23 protein-coding genes and 1 pseudogene are annotated in these 23547 nt (G+C 50.0%); 18 read left to right on the top strand and 6 right to left on the bottom strand.

What is annotated here, in order from left to right; translation table 11 throughout:
* Nucleotides 1–302 precede the first annotated feature (302 nt).
* Genes FT643_RS08140 through FT643_RS08110 form a run of 7 tightly spaced genes read left to right on the top strand, consistent with a single transcriptional unit; the run spans nucleotide 303 to nucleotide 7322 of the window.
* Nucleotides 303–668 carry an FHA domain-containing protein gene (locus FT643_RS08140; RefSeq protein ID WP_156870883.1) on the top strand — a complete coding sequence of 122 codons (366 nt, stop codon included), beginning with the start codon at nucleotides 303–305 and terminating at the stop codon, nucleotides 666–668.
* A gap of 43 nt (nucleotides 669–711) precedes the next feature.
* Nucleotides 712–1524: a MotA/TolQ/ExbB proton channel family protein gene (locus FT643_RS08135; RefSeq protein ID WP_156870882.1), complete on the top strand. Its 813-nt coding sequence runs from the start codon at nucleotides 712–714 to the stop codon at nucleotides 1522–1524.
* Between the two features lie 14 nt (nucleotides 1525–1538).
* On the top strand, nucleotides 1539–2225 hold the full coding sequence (locus FT643_RS23120; RefSeq protein ID WP_198043407.1) for an FHA domain-containing protein: 687 nt from the start codon (nucleotides 1539–1541) through the stop codon (nucleotides 2223–2225).
* A gap of 15 nt (nucleotides 2226–2240) precedes the next feature.
* Complete coding sequence (locus FT643_RS08125; protein ID WP_198043406.1) at nucleotides 2241–3065, top strand: PP2C family protein-serine/threonine phosphatase; 825 nt, start codon at nucleotides 2241–2243, stop codon at nucleotides 3063–3065.
* A 41-nt stretch (nucleotides 3066–3106) separates the two neighbouring features.
* Nucleotides 3107–4579, top strand: a complete 1473-nt coding sequence (locus FT643_RS08120; RefSeq protein WP_156870880.1) for an FHA domain-containing protein — start codon at nucleotides 3107–3109, stop codon at nucleotides 4577–4579.
* Nucleotides 4580–4618: 39 nt separating this feature from the next.
* A complete protein-coding gene (locus FT643_RS08115; protein ID WP_156870879.1) occupies nucleotides 4619–6619 on the top strand; it encodes a serine/threonine protein kinase in 2001 nt (666 codons plus the stop codon).
* Between the two features lie 31 nt (nucleotides 6620–6650).
* A complete protein-coding gene (locus FT643_RS08110) occupies nucleotides 6651–7322 on the top strand; it encodes an OmpA family protein (RefSeq protein ID WP_156870878.1) in 672 nt (223 codons plus the stop codon).
* 148 nt (nucleotides 7323–7470) lie between these two features.
* On the opposite strand, the gene radC is transcribed toward FT643_RS08110, so the two are convergent.
* On the bottom strand, nucleotides 7471–8145 hold the full coding sequence (gene radC, locus FT643_RS08105) for a RadC family protein (protein ID WP_156870877.1): 675 nt from the start codon (nucleotides 8143–8145) through the stop codon (nucleotides 7471–7473).
* Between the two features lie 130 nt (nucleotides 8146–8275).
* Between radC and coaBC the strand changes: the two genes are divergently transcribed.
* The 4 genes from coaBC (at nucleotide 8276) to slmA (ending at nucleotide 13792) form a co-directional block, all read left to right on the top strand.
* Nucleotides 8276–9493 carry a bifunctional phosphopantothenoylcysteine decarboxylase/phosphopantothenate--cysteine ligase CoaBC gene (gene coaBC / locus FT643_RS08100; protein ID WP_156870876.1) on the top strand — a complete coding sequence of 406 codons (1218 nt, stop codon included), beginning with the start codon at nucleotides 8276–8278 and terminating at the stop codon, nucleotides 9491–9493.
* Nucleotides 9494–9569: 76 nt separating this feature from the next.
* Nucleotides 9570–12182 (top strand): phosphomannomutase/phosphoglucomutase, encoded by a 2613-nt coding sequence (locus FT643_RS23780; RefSeq protein ID WP_156870875.1) that lies wholly within the window; start codon nucleotides 9570–9572, stop codon nucleotides 12180–12182.
* 93 nt (nucleotides 12183–12275) lie between these two features.
* Entirely contained in the window at nucleotides 12276–13178 is a 903-nt protein-coding gene (argB, locus tag FT643_RS08090; protein WP_156870874.1) for an acetylglutamate kinase, read from the top strand.
* Between the two features lie 2 nt (nucleotides 13179–13180).
* Complete coding sequence (gene slmA, locus FT643_RS08085; RefSeq protein ID WP_156870873.1) at nucleotides 13181–13792, top strand: nucleoid occlusion factor SlmA; 612 nt, start codon at nucleotides 13181–13183, stop codon at nucleotides 13790–13792.
* On the opposite strand, the gene FT643_RS08080 is transcribed toward slmA, so the two are convergent.
* The gene (locus FT643_RS08080) at nucleotides 13789–14442 is read right to left on the bottom strand and encodes a hypothetical protein (protein WP_156870872.1); all 654 of its coding nucleotides are present in this window, start codon (nucleotides 14440–14442) and stop codon (nucleotides 13789–13791) included. The genes slmA and FT643_RS08080 overlap by 4 nt on opposite strands.
* Nucleotides 14443–14568: 126 nt before the next feature.
* On the opposite strand from FT643_RS08080, the gene FT643_RS08075 reads away from it, so the two are divergent.
* A complete protein-coding gene (locus FT643_RS08075; protein ID WP_156870871.1) occupies nucleotides 14569–15339 on the top strand; it encodes a sulfite exporter TauE/SafE family protein in 771 nt (256 codons plus the stop codon).
* A 139-nt stretch (nucleotides 15340–15478) separates the two neighbouring features.
* A complete protein-coding gene (locus FT643_RS08070) occupies nucleotides 15479–15859 on the top strand; it encodes a response regulator (protein WP_156870870.1) in 381 nt (126 codons plus the stop codon).
* A 25-nt stretch (nucleotides 15860–15884) separates the two neighbouring features.
* On the opposite strand, the gene FT643_RS08065 is transcribed toward FT643_RS08070, so the two are convergent.
* From FT643_RS08065 to rph, 4 genes are all read right to left on the bottom strand, one after another.
* Nucleotides 15885–16403 (bottom strand): SixA phosphatase family protein, encoded by a 519-nt coding sequence (locus FT643_RS08065; RefSeq protein ID WP_156870869.1) that lies wholly within the window; start codon nucleotides 16401–16403, stop codon nucleotides 15885–15887.
* 1 nt (nucleotide 16404) lies between these two features.
* Nucleotides 16405–17256, bottom strand: a complete 852-nt coding sequence (locus FT643_RS08060; protein ID WP_156870868.1) for a CHAD domain-containing protein — start codon at nucleotides 17254–17256, stop codon at nucleotides 16405–16407.
* An 88-nt stretch (nucleotides 17257–17344) separates the two neighbouring features.
* Nucleotides 17345–18004, bottom strand: a complete 660-nt coding sequence (gene pyrE / locus FT643_RS08055; RefSeq protein ID WP_156870867.1) for an orotate phosphoribosyltransferase — start codon at nucleotides 18002–18004, stop codon at nucleotides 17345–17347.
* A gap of 3 nt (nucleotides 18005–18007) precedes the next feature.
* Complete coding sequence (gene rph / locus FT643_RS08050) at nucleotides 18008–18724, bottom strand: ribonuclease PH (RefSeq protein WP_156870866.1); 717 nt, start codon at nucleotides 18722–18724, stop codon at nucleotides 18008–18010.
* 203 nt (nucleotides 18725–18927) lie between these two features.
* Between rph and FT643_RS08045 the strand changes: the two genes are divergently transcribed.
* The 5 genes and pseudogenes from FT643_RS08045 to FT643_RS08020 form a co-directional block, all read left to right on the top strand.
* Nucleotides 18928–19794: a YicC/YloC family endoribonuclease gene (locus FT643_RS08045; protein ID WP_156870865.1), complete on the top strand. Its 867-nt coding sequence runs from the start codon at nucleotides 18928–18930 to the stop codon at nucleotides 19792–19794.
* Nucleotides 19795–19963: 169 nt separating this feature from the next.
* Nucleotides 19964–20446, top strand: coding sequence for an Arm DNA-binding domain-containing protein (locus tag FT643_RS24160; RefSeq protein ID WP_232339993.1), 483 nt, complete (start codon nucleotides 19964–19966; stop codon nucleotides 20444–20446).
* 469 nt (nucleotides 20447–20915) lie between these two features.
* On the top strand, nucleotides 20916–21230 hold the full coding sequence (locus FT643_RS08030) for a helix-turn-helix domain-containing protein (RefSeq protein ID WP_156870864.1): 315 nt from the start codon (nucleotides 20916–20918) through the stop codon (nucleotides 21228–21230).
* A 12-nt stretch (nucleotides 21231–21242) separates the two neighbouring features.
* A complete protein-coding gene (locus tag FT643_RS08025; RefSeq protein WP_156870863.1) occupies nucleotides 21243–22481 on the top strand; it encodes a type II toxin-antitoxin system HipA family toxin in 1239 nt (412 codons plus the stop codon).
* A 652-nt stretch (nucleotides 22482–23133) separates the two neighbouring features.
* Nucleotides 23134–23509: pseudogene (locus FT643_RS08020) on the top strand (DDE-type integrase/transposase/recombinase); the annotation flags it as partial.
* Nucleotides 23510–23547: the final 38 nt, after the last annotated feature.

Raw genomic sequence — 23547 nt, 5'->3', positions numbered from 1 at the left:
AGTCTGGTTAAAAACATACATCAGTATATTAAATCGGTATACCACTAATTTAATCCTACCATCTTGTTACCGCTTGGTGCGCCCAACCGAACTCGACCGGCACCAAGAATGCTGAGTTACGTAATTAGAGCTTCACAATTGAGCAATCGGTTGGCAGAATGTGGCGTGGAACAGATAATTGAATTGTTGATAAGTTCTATATTTAGATCCGGCGCACCCTTTTATTAAATTGATCAGCTAAGCTGGCCGCGGCAGTGGAATGCGCGATCAACAGGGCATTTGGGGTATGAGGGAGATAATTCATGTTTACCACCTATACTATCGGGCGATCGGCCACTATGGATTATGTGATTGATCATGAATCTGTGTCCCGCTTGCACGCCGAAGCTACTCGGAGTAGCCAGAACCGCCTCTTTATCATCGACTGCGGCTCTTCCTGGGGGACTTTTGTCTGGCGTAATGAACAATGGCAACCACTACAACAAGGCTATGTGACGCAGGATGATCTCGTCGCATTCGGCAAACAAAAAATACCGGTTGCAACGCTATTGTCGTTTATTGACCGAAATAAAGCCAAGCCTGAATACCCACCGGAAAACGACGCGTATGAGCCTCTTTCGGTTAAACCCCGGCGCAATGCTACAACCGGCGAGATTAAAAAATCCTGAAGTTCAATTGGGATAGAGCGGCAACAACGTACGAGGAACCAGAATGAACCCTCTTGAATTGGAAGAACAAAAAGCAAGAGTGATCCGAGCATTAATGGCGCTGCTCATCTCCATTGTGTTTATTGCTATTTGCTCGTTACTAGCGCCGCCTGCTGAGGAAGTTACCGGGGAAATGAGAATCCCGGACGTCTTGTTCGACCGCAGCAACCCTATCTACCCGTTCACCATACAGAACATCATGTGGGTCATGTTTTTCATCGGCTTAGGCGAATTGCTTATACGCCTAAGCCGGGCAAACCAAGAAGCATCGCAACTGCACCTGAACATTTTACCCGAAGAAGATGACACTATGCTGCGCTCAAAAGATCTTGTACCTATCTACAAGACAATTTACGAACGCAAACAGTCCCGATTTTATTTTTTACAACGCTTATCGAAGCGCGTTATTCTGCAGTTCCAAAGCAGCCAGTCTATTGATCAGGCAAACAGTTTACTCAACTCAAGCATGGAGCTAATGCAACATGAAATTGATCTGAAATACAATATGTTAAGGTATGTGGTCTGGTTAATACCCACACTGGGATTTATCGGAACCGTAATCGGAATAGCACTAGCCCTATCCGACGCCAGCCATATGCCGGACATCAGCTCAGGTGGAAGTGAAATAAAGGAATGGATGGGTGGTTTGACCACCAAACTCGGCATCGCCTTTAATACCACTTTGGTCGCACTGCTTATGTCGGCAATTCTGGTTTTTTTCCTGCATCTTACCCAAGGCAGAGAAGAAATGGCCCTTAATGCTGCAGGACAATACTGCATCGATAATTTAATCAACCGACTGTTTGAAGAAAAATAAGCCCGGAGGACAATATGGCAATCAAACGAGGGCCGGATGGTGTACCCATCGATATACCATCTACGGTGAAAAGAGACCGACAACCCAAGGGCGGTACCAGCACAGGTGGCGAAGACCCGACGCTACCTCCCCGCGGGCAACAAGCACAGCCGGTCACCATTCCCAATACCCTGTTTCCCGATGATCCACCCACAGCGCCACCTAAGCGTTCTGTTATCCCAGACCAGACCGCAACAAACAAAATCGTACCGGATGATGATCCGCCCACGGTCATTAACCGTGGTAGAAGAAAGCCAATTTCTTCATCCGGCCAAACCGAGATTTCAGCTGCCGAATCGGTGGATGGCGCAGATGCAATGACCGATCCTGTTGCAGGCTGGTTAGTTGTAATTCAAGGTCCGGGTAAAGGCAACTTTGTAAAGCTTGGATACGGTCAAAATAGCATTGGGCGCAGCCCCAACGAACGAGTAAGTGTGGACTTCGGCGACAGTCAGATATCAAGAAGCAATCATGCGATGGTGACTTATGATCCCCGAGGCAACCGGTTCTATATCCAGCAGGGTTCCGGTACTAATTTGGCTTATGTAAACGAAGCCCCCGTATTAACGCCGATGGAATTGGAGCCTTATAGCCATATTTTATTGGGCGATACGGTTTTGCGCTTCGTTCCGCTGTGCGGCGAAGGCTTCACATGGGATTAAATGCGGGCCAACCGAATGCTGAAAATTGATTTAGCCTGGGCGCAAATGCAAGGCACCCGAGAAAGCCAGCAGGATACAGTCGCAGTCCTGACATGGCCCAACGGATTCCGATTGTTACTGCTTGCCGATGGGATGGGGGGACAGGCGGGTGGAGAAATCGCTAGCAAGTTAATTGTTGAAGAGTTTAAACAAAGCTTTATCAATAATTCTACTGCACCCAACATGAGAGAACGTTTGCTGGATGCGTTGGAAGCAGCCAACCTTGCCCTATACCAATATATATCAGAGCAACCCCATATGCAGGGGATGGGAACAACCTTGGTTGCAGTCGTCTACGACGGTGATTCTATTCAATGGCTGAGCGTAGGTGACAGCCCGATGTGGTTAATTCGTCATGATTGCGTCAAACGCATCAATGAAAACCACTCGATGGCAGCGAAATTGGCAGAGCAAGTTGCGGCCGGCCAGCTATCTGCAGAGGACGCTGCGATTTCTCCCGATCGATCACAATTACTTGAAGCCGTACTGGGTGAAGACATAACCATCTTTGATGCCCCAGAATCACCTGCGCCATTACAACAAGGCGATTGGGTAATTATCGCTAGCGATGGCGTCGAAACCTGTTCAGAGCAGCAGTTGTTATCCCTTTCAAAGCATTCAGATGCAGCCGAAGACAGCACAGACACATTCGTTAGTAAAGTTTTGGACTCGATCGAACAAGCAGGAAAATTGAGTCAGGACAACGCATCCATTATTGCGCTGCGGGTAACGGGTCCGGTTGAACAGTCATCAGGGGATACATCCGGAATAAACAAGGTTGTTACGGCACGATCCCGCTGAACGCCCCAGAAGACTCTACTTTGATATTGGAGAACTTTTTGATGAAAAGTCGTTTACTGCAAACGATGATCCTATTTTGCGCATCACCTGTGTTGATTGCCAGTGTACAGGCGGCAACGGTAGTTAAGATATCGGCAATCAAAAAAGGTGAAGCGGTTCAACATGGGATGGCATCACTGGTCTCTGATGAAGTGTTACTTATGAACAATCTGTTTATTGATCTGGGAGATCAATTGCAAGTTTCTGATGAAAAAACCGGTGCCACCATTATCGGTAACGTCATTAGCACCAATAAGGATGCAGATTTAGCGCTCATTTCAGCTAAAGGCTTGTCCGGCGAGCCCTTCGTCCTCGCTAGAGAAGGCGTGCAACCTGGAAGACAAGTTAAACTCCAGTTTCTGGAAAACACCAACCGCCAGGGCACTGTGCATTCCATCCTGCCGCCCGGACAAGGCTCAGCCAGGGTTAGGCACACCATTCAAGTAAAAGAAAATGAATTTGGCGCTCCACTTCTCAATAACTGTAGCGAGTTAGCAGGTATCAGCCAAAATCCAAAACGTGGCTTCCTGGATCAAAAACTAGCCCCTTCCACAGAGTTTAGTCTCACTGGCGATGTTGAAACCCTGAAGCAATTCCTGGAAAAAAACAAAATTCAATATAGTGAAGCCAGGGACGTCTGCCTATCGGTTCAGGACCTGCTGGAAAAAGAACGAATAGAAAAACAATCTAAGAATAAGGCACTTGAAGAAATAGCCAAGAAGCAGGCTGTTATAGAAAAACAAAAATCGGATCTGGAGATATTACAAAAAGAGCTTGAGGCACGAAACAAGGAGCAGGAAGAAGATCTCAAACGTAAAGCAGAACAGCTAGAAGAAGAAATCAAAAAGAATGAAGCAGCCCTTGAAGCGCAAAAAGCACTTGAGCAACAAAAGGCAAAAAAAGACGAAGAAATTCGCCAGGCAAAAGTGGCTGAAGAGAATGCCCGAAAAAAACAGACCTATATCATTTCCGGACTTGGCATTCTCACACTGACAATTGCTTTGGTCGCCTTGATCAGCCTGCGTAAGAAAAAGCAAGCGATGAAAGTAATTGAAAAAGAATCGCTATCTAATAAACAACAGCTGACTGTAGAATTGGCTAAGAACGAATCTGCACAATCTGAACTTGAGAAAGCAAGCGCCAGCTTTAACGATATTCTGTTAGTTGGAACGGATGAAGATCAGAACAAATTCAGGGTTAAGATTAATGGTAAAGCGTTGGCCCAGGCATCCGACGGACAAATTCTGGGGCGATCTGTCCAGAATTCAGACTATGTTATAAATCTGGAACAGATTTCCCGTCAGCATATCCGGATCACACTCGTCGAAGGCACCGTGTATTTTGAAGATCTGGGGAGTTTTAATGGGAGTTCAATTAATGATATTAATTTAAAACCAGGGACACCGAGCCCTATTCGAGCCAACGACAGAGTTCGGATAGGAACAATTAGTTGCAAAGTCATTTTCATGGAGTAGCGTCAATCACAACCCTGTTGGTGGTGGGAGCATATTATATTGTCAACCTCAGAGCATAGATTAGCGTTACCCGTTGGTACCGTATTGCAACAGTTCCGTATAGAAGCGGTACTGGGTTACGGTGGCTTTGGCATCGTCTATAAAGGCCGTCACCAGCATCTTGATGAAATTGTCGTTGCAATCAAAGAATACCTACCCCAGGAAATTGCTACCCGGGACGGTGCCACAGTCTTCCCCCTGGGCACCAGTGAACAGGAAGACTATGAAGAGGGCATGACACGCTTTCTGGCTGAAGCCAAGCAGTTGCTGCAGTTTGATCACCATCCGAATATCGTTTCTTGCCGGGATTTCTTTGAAGCCAATGGCACAGCCTATCTAGTAATGAAATTTGAAGACGGCATGCCACTCAATGAGTTGATCAGACTGAGGCAGCAAGCTGACCGCCCCTTATCCGAACAAGAAATATTGCAGATTATTTTGCCCCTGCTCGATGGATTAAAAATGATTCACGACCATGGTGTGCTTCATCGTGACATTAAGCCCGGTAACGTTTTTATGCGACGAGGTACGGAGGACCCCGTGCTCATTGACTTTGGTGCTGCCAAACAAAATTTCAGTAAGCACAGTAAATCCAACGCACCCTATAGTGTGGGGTATGCCGCTTTCGAACAGGTACATTCCGACGGGCATCTCGGCCCCTGGACAGACATTCATGCTGTCGGAGGAATAATGTGGCGCATACTGAGTGGCAAGAATCCGATCCCCGTAGAAACTCGCCTAAATGCCCTTCTGCGACAGCACCCGGATCCGATGACCTCTGCCTTAGAACTTGGCTCAGGACACTATTCCCCTGCTTTCCTCGAAGCCATTGATAAATGCTTGAAAATAAACGAAGAGGATCGTTTTCAGGACGCAGAAACCACTGCGCTTGCGTTGCAAGGTAGATCCGTTCACGTTAGCGGAAAAACGAACATTGACCCAGACACTACGATTGCTGACGATGACGTTCCTACGCAAATGGTACGCCAGAAAGAACCGGCGAAAGAGAGCGTGGCAGATGTAAAACCGACCAACAATACAAAGTGGATTATCGCTAGTTTGCTCGTGCTCATCTGTGTAGCGCTGGCATCGCTTTTCTTCGTAGGAAACAACCTAAAACCGGAAAAAGATAGCATTGTTAAATCAGAGCCAACACCTGCGACGCCTGAAACTCAAACCCCGCCCTCTTCCCCCCCCACGCCAAAGCCACCACCGACTTCGTTGGTGACCCATAAACTATGGATCAATGCGGATCCTCAATTCGCTACAATTGAGTTGTTGAACAGCAAAATCAATTACGCTGCCGGTGTGGAGTTACCTGCCCAACGTTACCAGGTCCGGATATCTGCAACGGGCTATACCGAGCAGTCTATTTGGGTTGATCTATCTCAGAATAATCAGACTGTCAGTGTGACGCTGACGCCCGAATCCAAACAATACCAATTGTGGGTTAATACTTCTCCTTCATCGGCAAGCATCCGGATTCCCTCCACAGGCACTGCTTACCAAGCGGGCATGTCACTCAATGCAGGTCAATATGAACTTGAGGTGTCCGCTCCCGGCTATATATCCCAATCCACCACTGCCGACTTGCGCTCCAGCGACCAGCGATTAGCAATAGTATTGGAGAAAATAAAGCAGCCACCTGCACCAGCCCCGGCTCCGTCCAGCAACCAGTCAGCCCTGGAGGAAAAGGCGTGGGCCAATTGCCAAGTCATTTCCGGGTCACCTCAAACGGGTGAAGCCTACTTCACACTACCCGCAGGTGTATCCTCCGGAGATGTACTTTTCAAAGTCGGACGCTTTCGTTTGCCTCTACGTCCGGTACTGTCCTCTGACAAATTTATTTCGATGTGCCAAAGCAAAAATTGTTATAAAGTCCGAGCTAACTACGGGTTGAACGACTATAGCGCCACAGGGAATGGCATGAAAGTGAATGGCAAAGCCTGCTTTTACGCTGTAGGAAAGAAGCCCCATCATTACATCCTTAACCTTAAATAGTGTTGCAAACAACATACGAACCGGGGGAAAAATGAAAAACACAACTTCAAGACAAGTGATCTACATCAGCTTATTGGCGAGCCTAGTAGGTTTATCAAGCTGCGCGCAAATTGAGACTGTTGCCAATTCGATGAATGAAAAGCTGACCTCAGGAGGCAGTGCTGTAGCTGTAGGTGGCGGAACCTACTTTGCCTGCAAGCTGGGCGGAGGCAGCGATAAAGACTGTGCCATTACAGCAGGGGTTATAGGACTGGCCACTTATGGCTACTTAAAACATCAAGCCAATCAAATGGCTAAAATTGAGAATGTGATGGCGACTCCCTGTGAGTCCAGCGATGCGTCAAAACAAGCCTATTGCGTCAACATGACGGAAGGAGCCGTCATTTTTTCAAGTGGTTCTCATGACCTAAATCCTCAATCTAAGCAAACCCTTAACCAAGTTGCGAACGTACTTAAAGAATCCAACAACACCATTATTTATGTAGAAGGGCATACAGACCCTGTCGGCCCCGAAGAATACAATCAAAAATTATCAGAAGATCGGGCTTCTGCAGTAAGAAGCTACTTTGAGTCGCAAGGCCTATCCAATGAAAGGATGCTTACATTGGGGTGGGGAGAGTCAAAACCGTTGCCAATGGAAAACCCAAGTAATTCTGAATTGCGTAGAGTTGAGCTACGGGTTGAAGGCGATGAAAACGGCTAACTGAGTGTTCGAAGTCATCGCAGAACGACCAGAATGCCGTGTAGGTTCAGACACGGAATGATGGTGGTTTCTGCGGTGAACAGGTGTTCTGCGTTCGGGTAGTCACCCCTTGCTCACTTACATTTCGCGAACACTGAAACACCGGCGTTCAAATTAACCCGCGCTCGGCCATCGACACCACTTCTGCATCCCCTACCACAAAATGGTCCAGCACCCGCACATCAATTAATCCCAATGCAGATTGCAGACGCTGGGTAATGTGGCGGTCGGATTGACTGGGCTCGGCAATACCGGACGGATGATTGTGGGCAAATATAACCGCAGCTGCATTCAGTGACAGAACTCTTTTCACCACTTCACGGGGATAAACTGAAGCGCAGTCAATTGTGCCGGTAAACAGCTCTTCAAAGCGAATCAGCCGGTTTTGGTTATCCAGAAAAAGGCAGGCAAACACCTCGTGATGATAGGCTCGCAATCTGGCTTGCAGAAATTGCCGTGTCAGCATCGGGCTGGTGAAAGCCTCGCCCCGGCTTAGGGTGGTTTGCAGATACCGCTGCCCTAACTCCAGACAGGCCTGCAATTGAGCCCACTTCGCCGGCCCCATACCGGGCACTTCAGCAAATTGATCCGCAGTCGCATCCATCACCCCGCGCAAACCGTCAAAACGGGTGAGTAAATCCCGCGCCAACTCTACTGCGCTCTTGCCTTTAATGCCGATGCGCAGAAAAATCGCCAGCAGTTCGCTGTCAGACAGTACACTGCCGCCGTGCTTGAGCATCTTTTCCCGCGGGCGCTCTTCGCTGGGCCAGTCAGTAATCGCCATGATCCTTGTTCCCTTACCTGATTGAGTATATAGACGGCCACAACTTAAAATCCGCAGCCCAGATGCTTGTTAAGTTGCTCTGCGGCTCTTAACATGCGAACCAGTACTCAGATGACAGGACACCGAGACCATGTTGGAACTGGCTAATCGCCGCATAGTGCTGGGCGTGACCGGCGGCATCGCCGCCTATAAAAGTGCGGATCTGGTACGCCGCCTGATCGAGCGAGGCGCAGAGGTGCGCGTTGTGATGACACCGGCGGCTCAGGAGTTTATTACGCCGCTCACTATGCAAGCGCTATCCGGCAACCCCGTGCACACCACCTTGCTGGATACCGAAGCCGAAGCCGCTATGGGGCATATTGAACTGGCGCGTTGGGGCGATGTCATTCTGGTCGCCCCGGCCAGTGCCGACTTTCTGGCCCGTATCAGCCAGGGACAGGGCAACGACCTGCTCTCTACCCTATGTCTGGCGGCCCGCTGCCCGATCGTCGTGGCTCCCGCCATGAACCAGGCAATGTGGGCCTCGTCTGCCAATCAGGCCAATGTCGACACCCTGCGCACGCGCGGCGTAATTATGTTCGGCCCGGCCTCTGGTGAACAAGCCTGTGGCGACATCGGACCGGGGCGTATGCTGGAGCCCACCGACTTGGCACTGCAGCTCGCCACAGTATTCCCCTCCCGGCAGCTGAGCGGAAAGCGGGTTACCATTACCGCCGGCCCCACCCGCGAAGCCATTGATCCTGTGCGTTACATCAGCAATCACAGTTCAGGGAAGATGGGCTACGCCCTGGCACAAGCTGCCCGTGATGCCGGAGCACAAGTGACGTTGATCAGTGGTCCGGTGAATCTGGACGCCCCCGACCGCATTCAGCGCATTGATGTGATCAGCGCGCAAGACATGTATGAAGCGGCCATGGCACAGGTACAAGCCTGCGATATCTTTATTGCAACCGCAGCAGTATCCGATTTCCGTGTGCAAAATTCACACTCACAAAAAATCAAAAAGCAAGATAATAGCAGCGCGGCGATGACACTGACCCTGGTCGAAAACCCGGACATCATTGCGGCGGTCGCTAACAGCACCCCCAAACCGTTCACCGTTGGATTCGCTGCCGAAACACAAGAGGTTGAAGAATACGCCCGGCAAAAAATCAAACGCAAAAACCTGGACATGATTGTCGCCAATGATGTGAGCCGCATCGACATCGGTTTTAACAGCGACAACAATGCCGTTACCGCCATTTGGGGCTCCGGCGAAGCTACGCTGGAAATTGCCAGTAAACATCAAATCGCCAAACAGTTAATTACCTTGATTAGTGACCACTACCACAATTCCACAGAGAGCTAAGCAGCCATAGCTAAAACTGCTACTCTGAATAAATAAGCTTGCCCAGACATTGACCGAAACTCGATCAGGAACACCCATGGCAACGAAAAAAAAGCCTGCTAATAATAACGATCAGCCCGCTGCGAGCAAATCCGTTTCCGTCCAATCCGGCTTACTCAAGGTGATGCTACCTGCCATTCTGGGATCGGCACTGGTGGTCGCCATTTGCGGTGCGTTAATCGTGTTTCAGGTGCTGCAGCCCAGCGCCACCGCGCAGATGGAGATCGTCGGAAAAACCGAAGCCCGGCACTATCTGGACGATCTAATTCAGCTGACCAAAAGCCAAAGCGAACATGTCAAGCAAGTTGCCGGCAGCAAGGTCGTATTGGATTCTGTGCTTGGTAAAGCAGAGCAGATCCAAGCAGCAGAGACTTCCCTCAAGCAGATTTTTCCGCACGCCAGCAATATTAATATCAACAAAAAAGGTAGCGCCAGAAAAGACCCGGGCAGCACGCCGCCTATCAGCTTTGCGCAACTGGATATGATCGCCAAAGCAGAAAAACAGCGTGAGGTGCAACCGGAAATCCACCAGCACGACAAAGCCGGTTATCTCACTATCGTACAACCTGTTTTAAAGGGTGAGGACGTGCTCGGCACACTGATGGTCAGCTTTGATCTGAAACCACTGCGGGCACTGCTGCCGGTTATGAATAACGAGCAGGGATATCTGGAGCTGATCCAGACGTTTTCGAACCAGGCTCAGGTGGTCTACGCCATCGGCAACAACGCCCATAAACAAGGCTCGGGTTATGAAGCCAGCGGTGACATCGCTCACTGGAGTACCCGCTTTTATCCAGCGGCTTCAATGAACGTCATACAAAATAATATGATGATGGCCTGGATACTGATCGGTGTGGCACTCGTGATGGTATTGGCCATGAGCGTTACCAGCTATTTTTTACTCAACGGCGCTCTGCAAACCAACGCCACCGCCCTGGCGTCGTTTTTTCAGGCCAAGATCCAGAACGACAACCCCAGCAAGCCATTTAGCCTGGGAATATTTGCTTCTCTGGCGCAGACCCTGCAACGCCTGTTTGAAGACTACGATCGCAAAAACCGGCAGCCTCCCGGTAAAACGCGCAGCACTGAGCAAAGCACCAAAGCAACGGCGCCTTTACCGGATTTCGACCCCACCTACCATCACAATGACGATGTACTGGATGTGGATATTCATGAAGATGACAATGATCTGCTCAGCGGTGCCGCCCAATTTGATGACAGCCCGCTGGATCTGGACGACATGGACATGGCGGAGCCGGAGCTGGTGCACGAGGATGTCCATGTGGAAGCGGAGATTTTCCGTGCTTATGACATCCGCGGTATCGTAGGCCAAAACCTGGACCGGGATGTCGCCTATGCCATCGGTACTGCGGTGGGCAGTGAAGCCCTGGACCAAGGTCAGGACGCGGTCATTATCGGTCGAGATGGACGACATTCCAGCCCGGAACTGGCTGAAGCCCTGGCTCAAGGTATTCAGGCCACTGGCGCAGATGTAATTGATATCGGCGCTGTACCCACGCCTGTACTGTACTACGCCACCAAAACCCTGCGCACGCAAAGCGGGGTGATGGTCACTGGTAGCCATAACCCCCCTGATTACAACGGTTTCAAGATCGTCATCGCCGATGAGGCGCTGGCGCTGGAGCGGGTGCAAAGCCTACGGGAACGCCTGGACACCAAGCGCATCCAAAAAGGCAATGGCCGTTACGAAGCGGTGGAGATTTCGAACGAGTACCTGGAACGCATCTGTAACGACGTCGTTCTGGCTAAACCGATGCGCATCGTGGTGGACTCCGGCAATGGTATTGCCGGCCCCCTGGCTTGCCAGTTATTGGACGCACTGGGTTGCTCGGTGACCCCCTTATACACCGAAGTGGACGGTTCCTTCCCCAATCATCACCCAGACCCCAGCAATCCGAACAACCTGCAGGACCTGATCAACCAAGTGCAGTCGGAAGAGGCCGAACTGGGTATTGCCCTGGATGGGGATGGTGACCGCCTCGGTATTGTCACCCCCAGTGGAAAAATCATCTGGCCTGACCGTATGTTGATGCTGTACGCCCGGGATCTGCTATCGCGCAACCCCGGCGCCGACATCCTGTACGATGTGAAATGCACCCGGGATGTGGCAGAGCTGGTCAGCAGCCTTGGGGGGCGTGCCATCATGTGCGCCACAGGGCACTCGCTGATGAAAGCCAAAATGAAAGAGTCCGGCGCGGTGGTCGGCGGTGAATTATCCGGTCATATCTTCTTTAACGATCGCTGGTACGGCTTCGATGATGCGCTTTACAGTGCCGCACGACTGTTGGAAATCCTCTCCATGGAGCCCTTCGATGCCGAGTCCGTTTTTGCTGAGCTACCTGAAAAAATCAGCACCCCGGAGCTGCATATCGAGGTTTCTGAAGCCAATAAATTCAAAATAATGGAAAAATTGGTATCAGAAGCGAATTTTGAGGGTGGAAATCTGGTCAAGATCGATGGAGTCAGGGTAGACTTTCCGGACAGCTGGGGACTGATACGTGCCTCGAACACAACTCCGGTGCTGGTTGCCCGTTTTGAAGGCGACTCAGAAGCTGCGTTGGAACAGGTCAAAACCGTATTCCGCAACCAGTTGAAGGCCGTCGAACCCGGATTAAACATTTCCTTTTAGTAACCAGTTCGCTGTCAGCACCTGTTAGACTACTAGCTTCACTCAAGAACTTTATTTTGGACGCCGGAGCACCCGCTTCGTCGTATGGTAGCCATGACGCTTAGCAAAGACCAAGCTCTGAACATCGCCCAGGTGCTTTCAGAAGCCTTACCCTATATCCAACGATTCACCGGCAAAACCATCGTCATTAAATTTGGCGGTAACGCCATGGAAACGGACGAACTCACTAACAGCTTCGCGCGGGATATCGTGATGATGAAGCTGGTGGGCATCAACCCGGTGGTAGTACATGGCGGCGGCCCGCAAATCGGCAACCTGCTGAAAAAAATCGGTAAAGAAAGCGAGTTTATCGAAGGCATGCGGGTCACCGACTCCGAAACCATGGACGTGGTTGAAATGGTGTTGGGCGGTCTGGTCAACAAAGACATCGTCAATCTGATCAACAATCATGGCGGCAAAGCGGTGGGCCTGACCGGAAAAGACGGCCAGATGATTCTTGCCAAGAAATTAAAGATCAGCCGCAACGCGCCCGGCATGAACGAACCGGAGATCATCGACATCGGTCACGTGGGCGAGGTGGAAAAAGTCAACGTTGATGTCATCAATATGTTGGTTAACAGTGATTTCATTCCAGTGATAGCGCCCATCGGTGTGGGCGCGGACGGCGCCTCTTATAACATCAATGCCGATTTGGTGGCGGGCAAAGTCGCAGAAGCCCTGAAAGCGGAAAAGCTGATGCTGCTGACCAACATCGCCGGGCTGATGGATAAACAAGGTAAGGTGCTCACCGGGCTGTCGCCGTCCGGCGTTGATGAGCTTATTGCCGACGGCACCATCTATGGTGGTATGCTGCCGAAAATACAATGCGCATTGGATGCGGTGAAAGACGGAGTGGTGAGCGCACACATCATTGATGGTCGCGTTCCTCATGCAGTGATATTGGAAATCTTTACAGACGCCGGAGTGGGCACACTTATTACCAGCGAGAATTTGTAGACATGGCAACCAGCGACCGCAAAGCCTCCCGTAAAGACCAAATCTTACAGGCTCTGGCCCAAATGTTAGAGGCCACACCCGGAGGGCGCATTACCACCGCTGCCCTGGCAAAAGAAGTCGGTGTATCGGAAGCGGCGCTGTATCGCCATTTTCCCAGCAAAGCAAAAATGTTCGAAGGCTTGATCGAGTTTATTGAAAACTCACTGTTCTCACGAATCAACGCCATTGTGAAAGAAGAGCCGGACGCCACCGAACAATGTGGGCAAATCCTGCATTTGTTGCTGGCCTTCACCGAGAAAAACCCGGGTATCACGCGGATTCTGACGGGTGATGCCATAACCGGAGAAACTGATCGCCTGCGGCAGCGGGTAGTACAACTGTACGACCGCATAGAAACCCAACTCAAACAGATATTACGGGAAGCGGAATTAAAACAGGGCAAACGCACGACGTTATCGCCTGCGCAAACTGCGAACCTGATGCTGTGTGCAGCGGAGGGGCGCATTAGTCAGTATGTGCGGTCCGGTTTTACACGCTCACCACTGGAGAACTGGCTCGGACAGTGGTCTTTACTTTCGGGGGCTCTGTTCCGGGTACCTGAAAAGGTCATTTAATGCTTTGATCGCTGCTCGATCGCTTTATTACGCAGGTCCACCAGGTATTTAAGCCGGTCGATGTCGACCTGATACTCTTTTCGAATCTCCTCTTTTTCCGCTTCTTTTTCCACAATAGACTCCCTGGCCTGGTCCATCTGCCGTCGCAGACTGTCCATTTTTTCCACCAGAAAATCCTGCACGGTTTGGCCTGCCCGCTCACGCTCCGCTGCGCGGGCTTGCGCTTCGTCAAAATCACCCTGTAATTTGCTGATATTGCCACGAGTGACATTGATATAGACGTCTATGGCTTCCAGCTTCCGGTCCCGCGCCCTCTCGGCGTCATGGGGGCTACTGAATATACTGAGCAGGCGTTTATCCCGGGCTGCCTGTTCCTGGGCATTCAGTTTATCTTTCTCCTGCTGCGTCAATGCGTTCAGCTCTTCCTGAGTCAGGGCACGGGGAATCACTTCCAGCACCCGACCTTTCTCGTTCAGGATTTCATATCCCTTGTGCACAAATTGCGGCGGCATGGTCTGCGTCATCACCTTGCGGCCCTCATCGTTTTCATAGCGGTAGTAATTTGCTGCAAACAGGCTACTGCAACCGAGCAGCCCGATACTCAAACAAAGCAAATTTCGCGTTACCATCTTGTTCAAAATCAACATCACGCCGTTAATACTCTCCGCTGATGACTCTCATGTCGTTTTTCTCACCTACACGATGCGGTATGATCCCCGTGCTTTTCCCGTTGCCGCATAACTGCTGCACCCAATCACTTGATTTGTTGATGCATTTTGTCATTTATCGATCAAATAATCCTGTTTTTCGCGTCCCTGGTCGCCAATACGCTCTCTGCTCTGGCTGGAGGGGGCTCAGGATTGCTGCAATTGCCCATCCTGCTATTTCTGGGTCTGTCCTTCTCCAGCGCACTGGCCACCCACAAAGTCGCCAGTATTGCCCTGGGCATCGGCGCCACCCTGCGTCACCTGCGGGAAAGCCGCCTGAACCGGCCCTTTGCCCTACTAATATTAGCCTCTGGATTGCCCGGTGTGATTACCGGGGCCCTGATCATTCTCAATTTTGACGATCAGGTCTCGACCCTGGCATTGGGCATTCTAACCACAGGGCTCGGGCTTTATTCCATTTTCAAGCGCGATTTGGGTCAGACGTCACATCTTGCCCACCGCACGCCCGCCGGATACCTGATCGGAGGCTTGGTTCTTTTTATCATCGGCATCCTGAACGGCAGCTTAACCTCGGGCACCGGATTATTTGTCACCCTCTGGCTGGTGCGCTGGTTCGGGCTCGACTATAAAACCGCGGTGGTGTACACCCTGGTTCTGGTAGGCCTATTCTGGAACGGCATCGGCGCCCTGACGCTGGCGTTACAGACGCCGGTTAGATGGGACTGGTTACCGGCCCTGTTAGCAGGCTCTTTTGTCGGAGGCTACGCAGGGGCACACCTCTCCATAATCAAAGGAAATCAACTAGTTAAGCGCTGCTTCGAAGTATTGACCATGGCCGTTGGCCTAAAGCTGATAGGGTCCGCCCTGGGTGCAGCTTAGCCAGCAATCCGCATTCTTTTTTTAGTTGCAGAAAAGTTTTTCGTTTGCCTGTTTTTTTTGTGAACAAGGTCTATATTCAGGTGAGCCTGGCCAGCATAAGCGTACAAAGGCTGCTCGCGAATAATTGAAAGGAAAGATTATGCAACCCCAACGATTCAACATTCTTTGTGTAGATGACGATTTGGGATTTCGGCGCTACCTCAGCAAGTCACTCAATGAACAGTACAACATTCGCTTTTATGCGCTCGGTTTCGAGTGCCTTACCCAATGCCAGGACTGGAACTTTGATCTGGTCATGGTGGATGCCACTTTGCCGGACATGGTATCGGAGCAGCTGGTGGAAAAACTCAAAGCGAAACCCGACCTGGCCACGACGCCTGTGGTCATCGTGTCCTATAAAAATTCCGACAAAGAACGTGCGCGCTTTGCCCAATGCGGTAGCGATCACTTTCTGAGTAAAGTAGCCAGTCCACAGGAAATTAAGGCGCTGCTGTCCGACGCAATAAGCAAGGCAGCCTGACTGACAAGGACTGTCGACACTCCGCCTACTGATCCGCCTGCTTAGGGCTATTAAAATACACCATACGTCCCGGCCGCGCTCCCGCTGCCGGACTGAATTCCAGAATCTGGCACCACTGCTCCACCGGCAGCTCAATCATCACGATGCCGCAGGTGGGTATGTTTTTTAGCTCCTCGTCTGTCAGCAAATTCACTAAATCAGTAAATCCCGGATTATGGCCAAACATCGCCACGTTGCGTGCGCTGTCCGGCAGCCAAGCAATATAATCCATTAGCATTCCGGCACCGGCTTCGTAAATCTGCTCACTCAGCCGCATCCGCTCCATCGGGTAATCCAGATAGTGGGCAAAGGTGCGCGCGGTACTCAAGGCGCGGGTAGCATGACTGGACACCAGCAAATCGGGCTTTTCCGGTAGCCGTGCGAATAACTCTGCCATAAAGGGCGCATCCCGTTGCCCTCGGCTGTTCAACGGCCGTTCAAAATCAGCTAAACCATCGTATTTCCAACTGGATTTGGCATGACGTATCAAGGTCAGAATTTTCATACTAAAGTTTCACCGGGTTGTGGGTTCGAGAAAACAGCTTTTCGAACAGATGCTGACAGGTTTCCTTGTCCTGACGCTTTTGCTCCATTAGCCAGGTGACCATCAATAGCCCAGCACTTTCCAGATCCAGGTTGTGTTGGGCGTCGTCCTCCAGCAACCGGTTTAGCGACCGCTCCAGAACACAGCGATCGTGGAAATCACCCAGACAGATCCCCAGCTTTTCCAGCGAGCGGATATAGGTTTTATCTTTCGGGCGTTTATCTTTCACCAGCATCTGCAACTGATACAGGTAGTATTTCACCCATTTGCGACATTCATGATACAGCTCGTCGTCGTCCGACGATTCGGCATCGTATGCCAGCTTGCGCGCATGCTTATAGGCATAGTTAAGCCCGTCGACAAAGTTTGGCGTCGCTTTGAGTTTAATTTTCTGACGCCAGATGTGCAGCAATTCATCAAAACCTTCCCGCACATCCACCGCTGCCGGGATCACATCCTCCTGATCCACATGAATACGATAATGGTCCAGCAATGGCTGCAGATTGTTCTGATTATCTTCGTTGAAAGCCCGCGTCATCCGTTCCAGCATGGCGTACTGAACATAGGCATCCCGCGCCGACGAGAAGGCGCGGGCTAGATTTCGGATCGAGTGATCCACCGAGCGTAACGCGGACTTGCTGCAAACAGGGCGATAGAGCTGCAATAGAGCCCGCAGTTTTTTGGTGCAGACACGCACTTCGTGTATCTGCTCTTCCGTTAACGGCACATCGTCCGCAATCGGCTTAAGCACCTTTGCGACACGTTTTTTAGCGGACTTAAAGATCGGGTCCGATTTGGGGAGCGGTTTATCCATAAACCGAATTGTATCCTACACAGGGTTTACAACAGGAAGCATTTATTATGACCGTTTCGTGAAAGCTGCATTTTGCAGCCTGATCACGTTAAGAAACCCCGTACTCCGATCGATAGGCTTTCACATTGTCCAGATGCTGTGACAAAGCAGTGGATGAGGCCGCGTTTTCTTCCATATAGTGGATAAGCTGGTTTAAATTAACGATGCTGATCACCGGAATAGAAAAGTCTTTTTCAACTTCCTGAATCGCGGACAATTCACCCTTGCCTTTTTCCTGACGGTCTAACGCCACCACAACGCCCGCCGGGCGAGCAGCGGTCCGGTCGATCAGTTCCATCACTTCACGAATGGCGGTACCGGCGGTAATAACATCGTCAATGATCAACACCCGGCCCTCCAGTGGTGCGCCAACCAGGTTACCGCCTTCGCCGTGATCCTTGGCTTCCTTACGGTTAAAACACCAGGGCAAATCCAGATTATGGTGCTCCGCCATGGCAATGGCGGTGGCAGAGGCAATGGGGATACCCTTGTAGGCCGGACCAAAAAGAACATCAAACGGCACACCGGAATCAACGATGGCAGCGGCATAAAACTGACCTAATTTTGCCAACGCCAACCCCCTGTTGAAGAGCCCTGCGTTAAAAAAATACGGGCTCTTACGGCCGGATTTGAGTGTGAACTCACCAAAGCGCAACACATTGAGCTGCAAGGCAAATTCAATAAAATCCCGTTGATACGCTTTAAGCATGGCTTACCACCCCAGGGCTTTTTGCTGTTCCTGAAACAACGCTTTAATGCCTTTGTCGGCCAGGTCCATCATCGCGTCCATTTCCTCGCGGCTGAACGTCTCACCTTCCGCTGTACCCTGCACTTCCACCAATCCACCGTGCTGCGTCATGATGACATTCATATCGGTTTCCGCTTTGGAGTCTTCCGGGTAATCCAAATCCAGAACCGGTGTGCCTTTATAAATACCCACCGAAACGGACGCAATCAGGCGCTTTAACGGGTCTTGCTTGACCGACCCTTTATTTAACAGATGTGTCAGCGCATCCACCAGGGCAACGCAACCACCGGTAATTGACGCTGTACGGGTGCCGCCATCGGCCTGGATCACATCACAGTCGATATAAATGGTGTTCTCACCCAGTTTTTTCAGATCCACTGCCGCACGCAAAGAGCGGGCAATCAAACGCTGTATCTCAAGGGTACGGCCCCCTTGCTTTCCGCGGGCAGCTTCACGCCCGTTGCGGGTACCGGTCGCACGGGGCAACATGCCGTATTCCGCCGTTATCCAGCCCTGTCCCTTACCTTTCAGAAACCGGGGCACACTTTCTTCCACGCTGGCGGTACAGATCACCTTGGTATTACCGAAGCGCACCAGAACCGACCCCTCTGCATGACAGGTATAGTCGCGGATGATTTCCACTTCGCGCATTTGATCCGGCTGACGTCCACTGGGTCGCATAATAAACTCCTTAATTGAATTCTGGGATGGCGGTTGCCTATTCTTAACAGCGGCACAGTATACTCAAATTCACGAATAAAATCGGGACAAACTGCCGCCAATCCCTATCCCGTATACTTGCCATGAAACCAAAGACAAAGTCGGTTAGAATCTCTTCAACCCATTCTCAACTCAATACCAGCAGGGCCCAGCCCGGAGACTCCATGATCAGCAGCATGACCGCCTTCAGCCGCAAAGAGCTTACCGCCCCCTGGGGAACCCTGTCCTGGGAACTGCGTTCGGTGAATCACCGCTATCTGGAAATCTCACCGCGCCTGCCGGACACCCTGCGTGACCTTGAAAACCCGGTGCGGGAAGCATTACGCAAAGCCCTCAGCCGCGGTAAAGTGGAATGCACCCTGAAAATCAAGGCCGAGAACATCACCCCCGCCCGCCTGGACATCAACGAAGAGTTCGTCAAGCAGCTAATCGACGCCGCAGGCCGCATTGCCACGTTGGCCGGTGAAACCAGTTCGCTGTCGGTTGCGAGCCTGCTGAACTGGCCCGGCGTTGTACAAACACCGGAAGCCGATCAGTCGGAGATCCAGCAAGCGGCCATCGCCCTGATGAAAGAGGCGCTGGATGAATTTATTGCCCACCGGCAACGGGAAGGGGCCGAACTAATGAATATTATTCAGGAGCGGCTGAACGGCATTGAAGAACAGGTGGCGGTCGTCAAGGCAAACATTCCCGCCATTTTGCAGGCGCAGAAAGACAAACTGCAGGCGAAACTGGAAGAACTGCAAGTGAACGTGGATCAGGATCGGCTGGAACAGGAAATTGTGTATCTGGCACAGAAAGCGGATGTGGATGAGGAATTGGATCGGCTGGTAACCCATGTCACGGAAGTGCGCCGGACGCTAAAGAAAGGCGGGCCAGTGGGGCGACGGCTGGATTTTTTGATGCAGGAACTGAACCGGGAAGCGAATACCCTCGGCTCCAAATCGATTAACACGGTAACAACTCAGGCGGCGGTGGAGCTGAAGGTGTTGATTGAGCAGATGCGAGAGCAGATCCAGAATCTGGAATAGTTTTTTACCCTTCCACGAATGCCCTAAGAGCCCTGCTATTTCATTGCAAATACAGGGCTTTATTATTTTCCCAGTCCAAATCGGTTTGCAGATGTCCGTTACCAACTACCTGTTTAGTGGTGGGCAGCCATTAATGCCCCTCCATTATTTCAGCAACTATGGAGTAAACATGGGAAAACTCACAGCAAAACAGGTTATTGCATACAGCAAAGCCGACCCCAAAAAATATTCAGACGTTGAAGGCCTATACTTTTGCGTTCGCAAACAGGGCTCGCCTTATTGGATGATCCGCTACACCACAGCCAAAGGAAGACGAGAAGCGACCTTGGGACAATTTCCTTTAATGTCGTTGGCCGACGCTAGAATTGCCGCCGCATACTTTCGAAAAGAAGTACGCGACGGCATAGATCCTCTTCTGGAAAAACAGAAAATCGAGTTACCTGACATTGAAACTGTTGATCAACTGTTCCATGACTGGTATCGAACCGATCTGAGCCGACGACTTAAGCATCCCAAGATTCCGTATCGGGTTTACATCAATAGCGATGGCGATTGTCATCGTCTAACCAGTGCAGTAAATAGCCGTAGTTATCCCCTTGCGGATCGCGAGTACGTGCCGCTACTTGCAGCCAAGCGCAAAATCCGCTGCTGACGCGCTGGGTGTGTTGATGTTGCGGATGATTGTGTGGTTGGATTCATCGTTTGCTTCCTCACTGATCTGTTAAGTTCAGTTAGGAGTTTGCCAGTACTAAACGGACGCAGTAGGCAGGTAAATGCCCAGATCGTGCAGCTTTCCGAGGTTACAGGTAGCTAGCTGCCCCAGAATTTACATAATGCCCCAAGTAATTATTGCCGTGTGGATAGGGTTGGTATGTGGCTAAATGGCGTGAATTAAGGCTTTGCCCAAACTGCCCCAAAAGCCCAAGGGGTAAGAGGTGTGTTACAACACTTGGAGTGTGAGGCAAAGAATGAAAGTGAAACTATAACTTCTCTATATTGTAAAAAATGAAAATATAGTTTCACTTTGACCTGCTTAACCATATCAAATGGTCACTTTACTCAAAGTTAAAAGTGAAGCTATACTTTCACTATCTGAATATTTAAGAAAATATAGTTTCACTATGAATGCCATCAAATCAACAGCAAAGCGCACCGCCGTCGTTTTTCCAAAGCACAAAAAGGTGTTAAGCATCTTGGGCGAGAACTTAACTCTGGCGATGAAGCGTCGCGGCATTACCCAAGAAATGCTGCACGAAAGAACGGGTCTGTCTAAACCAACGTTACGAAAAATCCTAAAGGGCGATCCTTCCGTTTCACTTGGTCACTATGTCAACGTATTAGCCTGTTTAGGTCTCTTGGAAGACCTAGCCAAAGTCGCCTTTGATGACGAGCTGGGAAGAAAGCTGCAAGACATCCAATTGCTGAAAAAAAAATAAGAGTGTCGCAATATGGAAATCTACGTTTATGCTGATTGGACTGAGTCAACCGACCCTATATTAGTTGGCACATTACGATCGTCAGAAATTAGAGGCAAAGAACATTTTAGCTTTAGTTATGACGAGACATGGCTAACTTCCGATTATGTTCGCCAGATTGACCCTTCTTTAAAACTATTCGTTGGCGAGCAACATGCGCAGGACGATAAGAATTTCAAAACATTTCTCGACTCATGCCCTGACCGTTGGGGCCGATTGTTAATGCAACGCAGAGAAGCGGTGGTTGCTAGACAAGAAAAACGGCGAGCAAAAAACCTATACGAGACGGATTACTTATTAGGTGTTCACGATTCATTTCGCATGGGAGCGCTGCGCTTTTGTACATCGCCAACGGGTCCATTTTTAGACGATAGCCATGAGCTGGCAGCGCCCGCAATGACCAGCTTACCCGAGCTACAACATGCCGCCAACAAAATCGAAGAAACTCCGGATTTAGATAATCCAGATTATCTGAAATGGCTCAATATGCTGATCTCACCGGGTTCATCACTAGGTGGGGCCAGGCCAAAGGCGTCAATAAGAAATCACGATGATACTTTGTGGTTAGCTAAGTTTCCTAGTCGTCACGATGATTACGATATTGGCTTGTGGGAATTCATTGTTTATCAAATGGCCATAGAGTCTGGCATCGAAATGGCTGAGTCAAAAGTTGAAGCCATTGGCAGACATCGTATTTTTTTAACAAAAAGGTTCGACCGTACCGAAACAGGGAAGCGGCTACACTTCAGCTCTGCGATGACTCAACTAGAGTACTTCGATGGCCAGGATGAAGGGGCAAGTTACTTAGAGCTGGCTGAGTTTCTGATCCAACACGGCTCGAATACTCAGGCAGATCTTGAACAACTTTGGACCAGAATACTGTTTAATATCATGGTATCTAATTGTGATGATCATCTTAGAAATCATGGATTCATTCTGGAGTCGACTGGTTGGCGGCTATCTCCTGCCTACGATATCAATCCTATGTTATACGCCTCTGGTCTACACCTTAATATTGATGACGTAAGCAACGCGCTTTCGATTGACTTAGCATTTGACGTTGCAGAGTATTTTCACGTTACTGAAAGTAAAGCCAAGGCCATCCACCAAAGATTGTTAAAAGCCGTTTCACAATGGGAAAGCCTTGCCCAACAAGCGGGCATCCGCAAAGAAGAAAGAGAACTATTGAAGGACTGCTTTATCCTCGCATAGAACGCCACAACACTTTTCCGCGCGTAAAAATGTAAAATGCAAGCTGGGTACTCATCAGTGTATTTTACTGAACGGGGAAATGCAGCGGTTAGAGGTCTACATAAAGTTACTTAAAAGGTAACACTCTGTAGACCTCGATAAGTGCCATTCGATACTCAGGCTCATCATGATTGGATATCATAGTATCCATATTGAGCTTATTTCTATTAAAATGGACACGATAATGTCTATTTCAGCTTTCTGCTGACTCACCACTATCGCGTAGAACCAGCAAAAATGGCCAAATTATGTTGACGGAAATCATGCTCGATAAAGCCTTTCAAAACTGCTATTTTTAGACCCTAACAGCAGCATAAAAACGGTACTGTTTTTCCATTGCTAACCACTCAGATTTAGTAAAAGCCATAGGCAAGTGGTGGGCAGTTTGGTGGGCAAACAGGCATTTTTGAACGGTTTCTTTTCGATAACTCGTTGAGTTTGTTAGGGTCAAGGCCGCTACTCAATGAGCAGATCCAGAATCTGGAATAGTTTTTTACCCTTCCACGAATGTCCTAAGAGCCCTGCTATTTAATTGCAAATACAGGACTTTTCCCCCTCCAAAGTCCGGCAGGATGAGCGTGATACCAAGATAAATGCCCTGCTTGATAGTGGTAAAGGAGCCAAGCAATTCAAAGCGACGACGAATTTAAATCATAATTTGCCAGTCGCACCCAATTTGCTACAACAGGATTTTGTGGCAGAAGCTGCCAATCTCAAATGGGTGGGTGACAATACCTACTTATGGACCGGCGTGGGCTGGCTCTATCTGACAGTACTGCTGAATCTGTTCAGTCGCAAGGTCGTTGGTTGGGCCATGTCAGAACGCATGACAGCTTCACTGGCATGCGTGCGATGCGCTATAAATGACGCTATGGAAGCGAACAATGCCTACAGGAGCAATCGTACATTCTGATGGTGGAAGCCAGTAATGTTCTCATGATTATCAACGATTGCTCAAGATCCATGAGCTGAGATGCAGCATGAGCGCAAATCGCCGACACAGTGCTAATTGGAAATATAAGCCCAG

The sequence above is a fragment of the Ketobacter sp. MCCC 1A13808 genome (assembly GCF_009746715.1).
Taxonomy (GTDB): Bacteria; Pseudomonadota; Gammaproteobacteria; order Pseudomonadales; family Ketobacteraceae; genus Ketobacter.
This window is presented reverse-complemented; position numbering and strand designations above follow the sequence as displayed.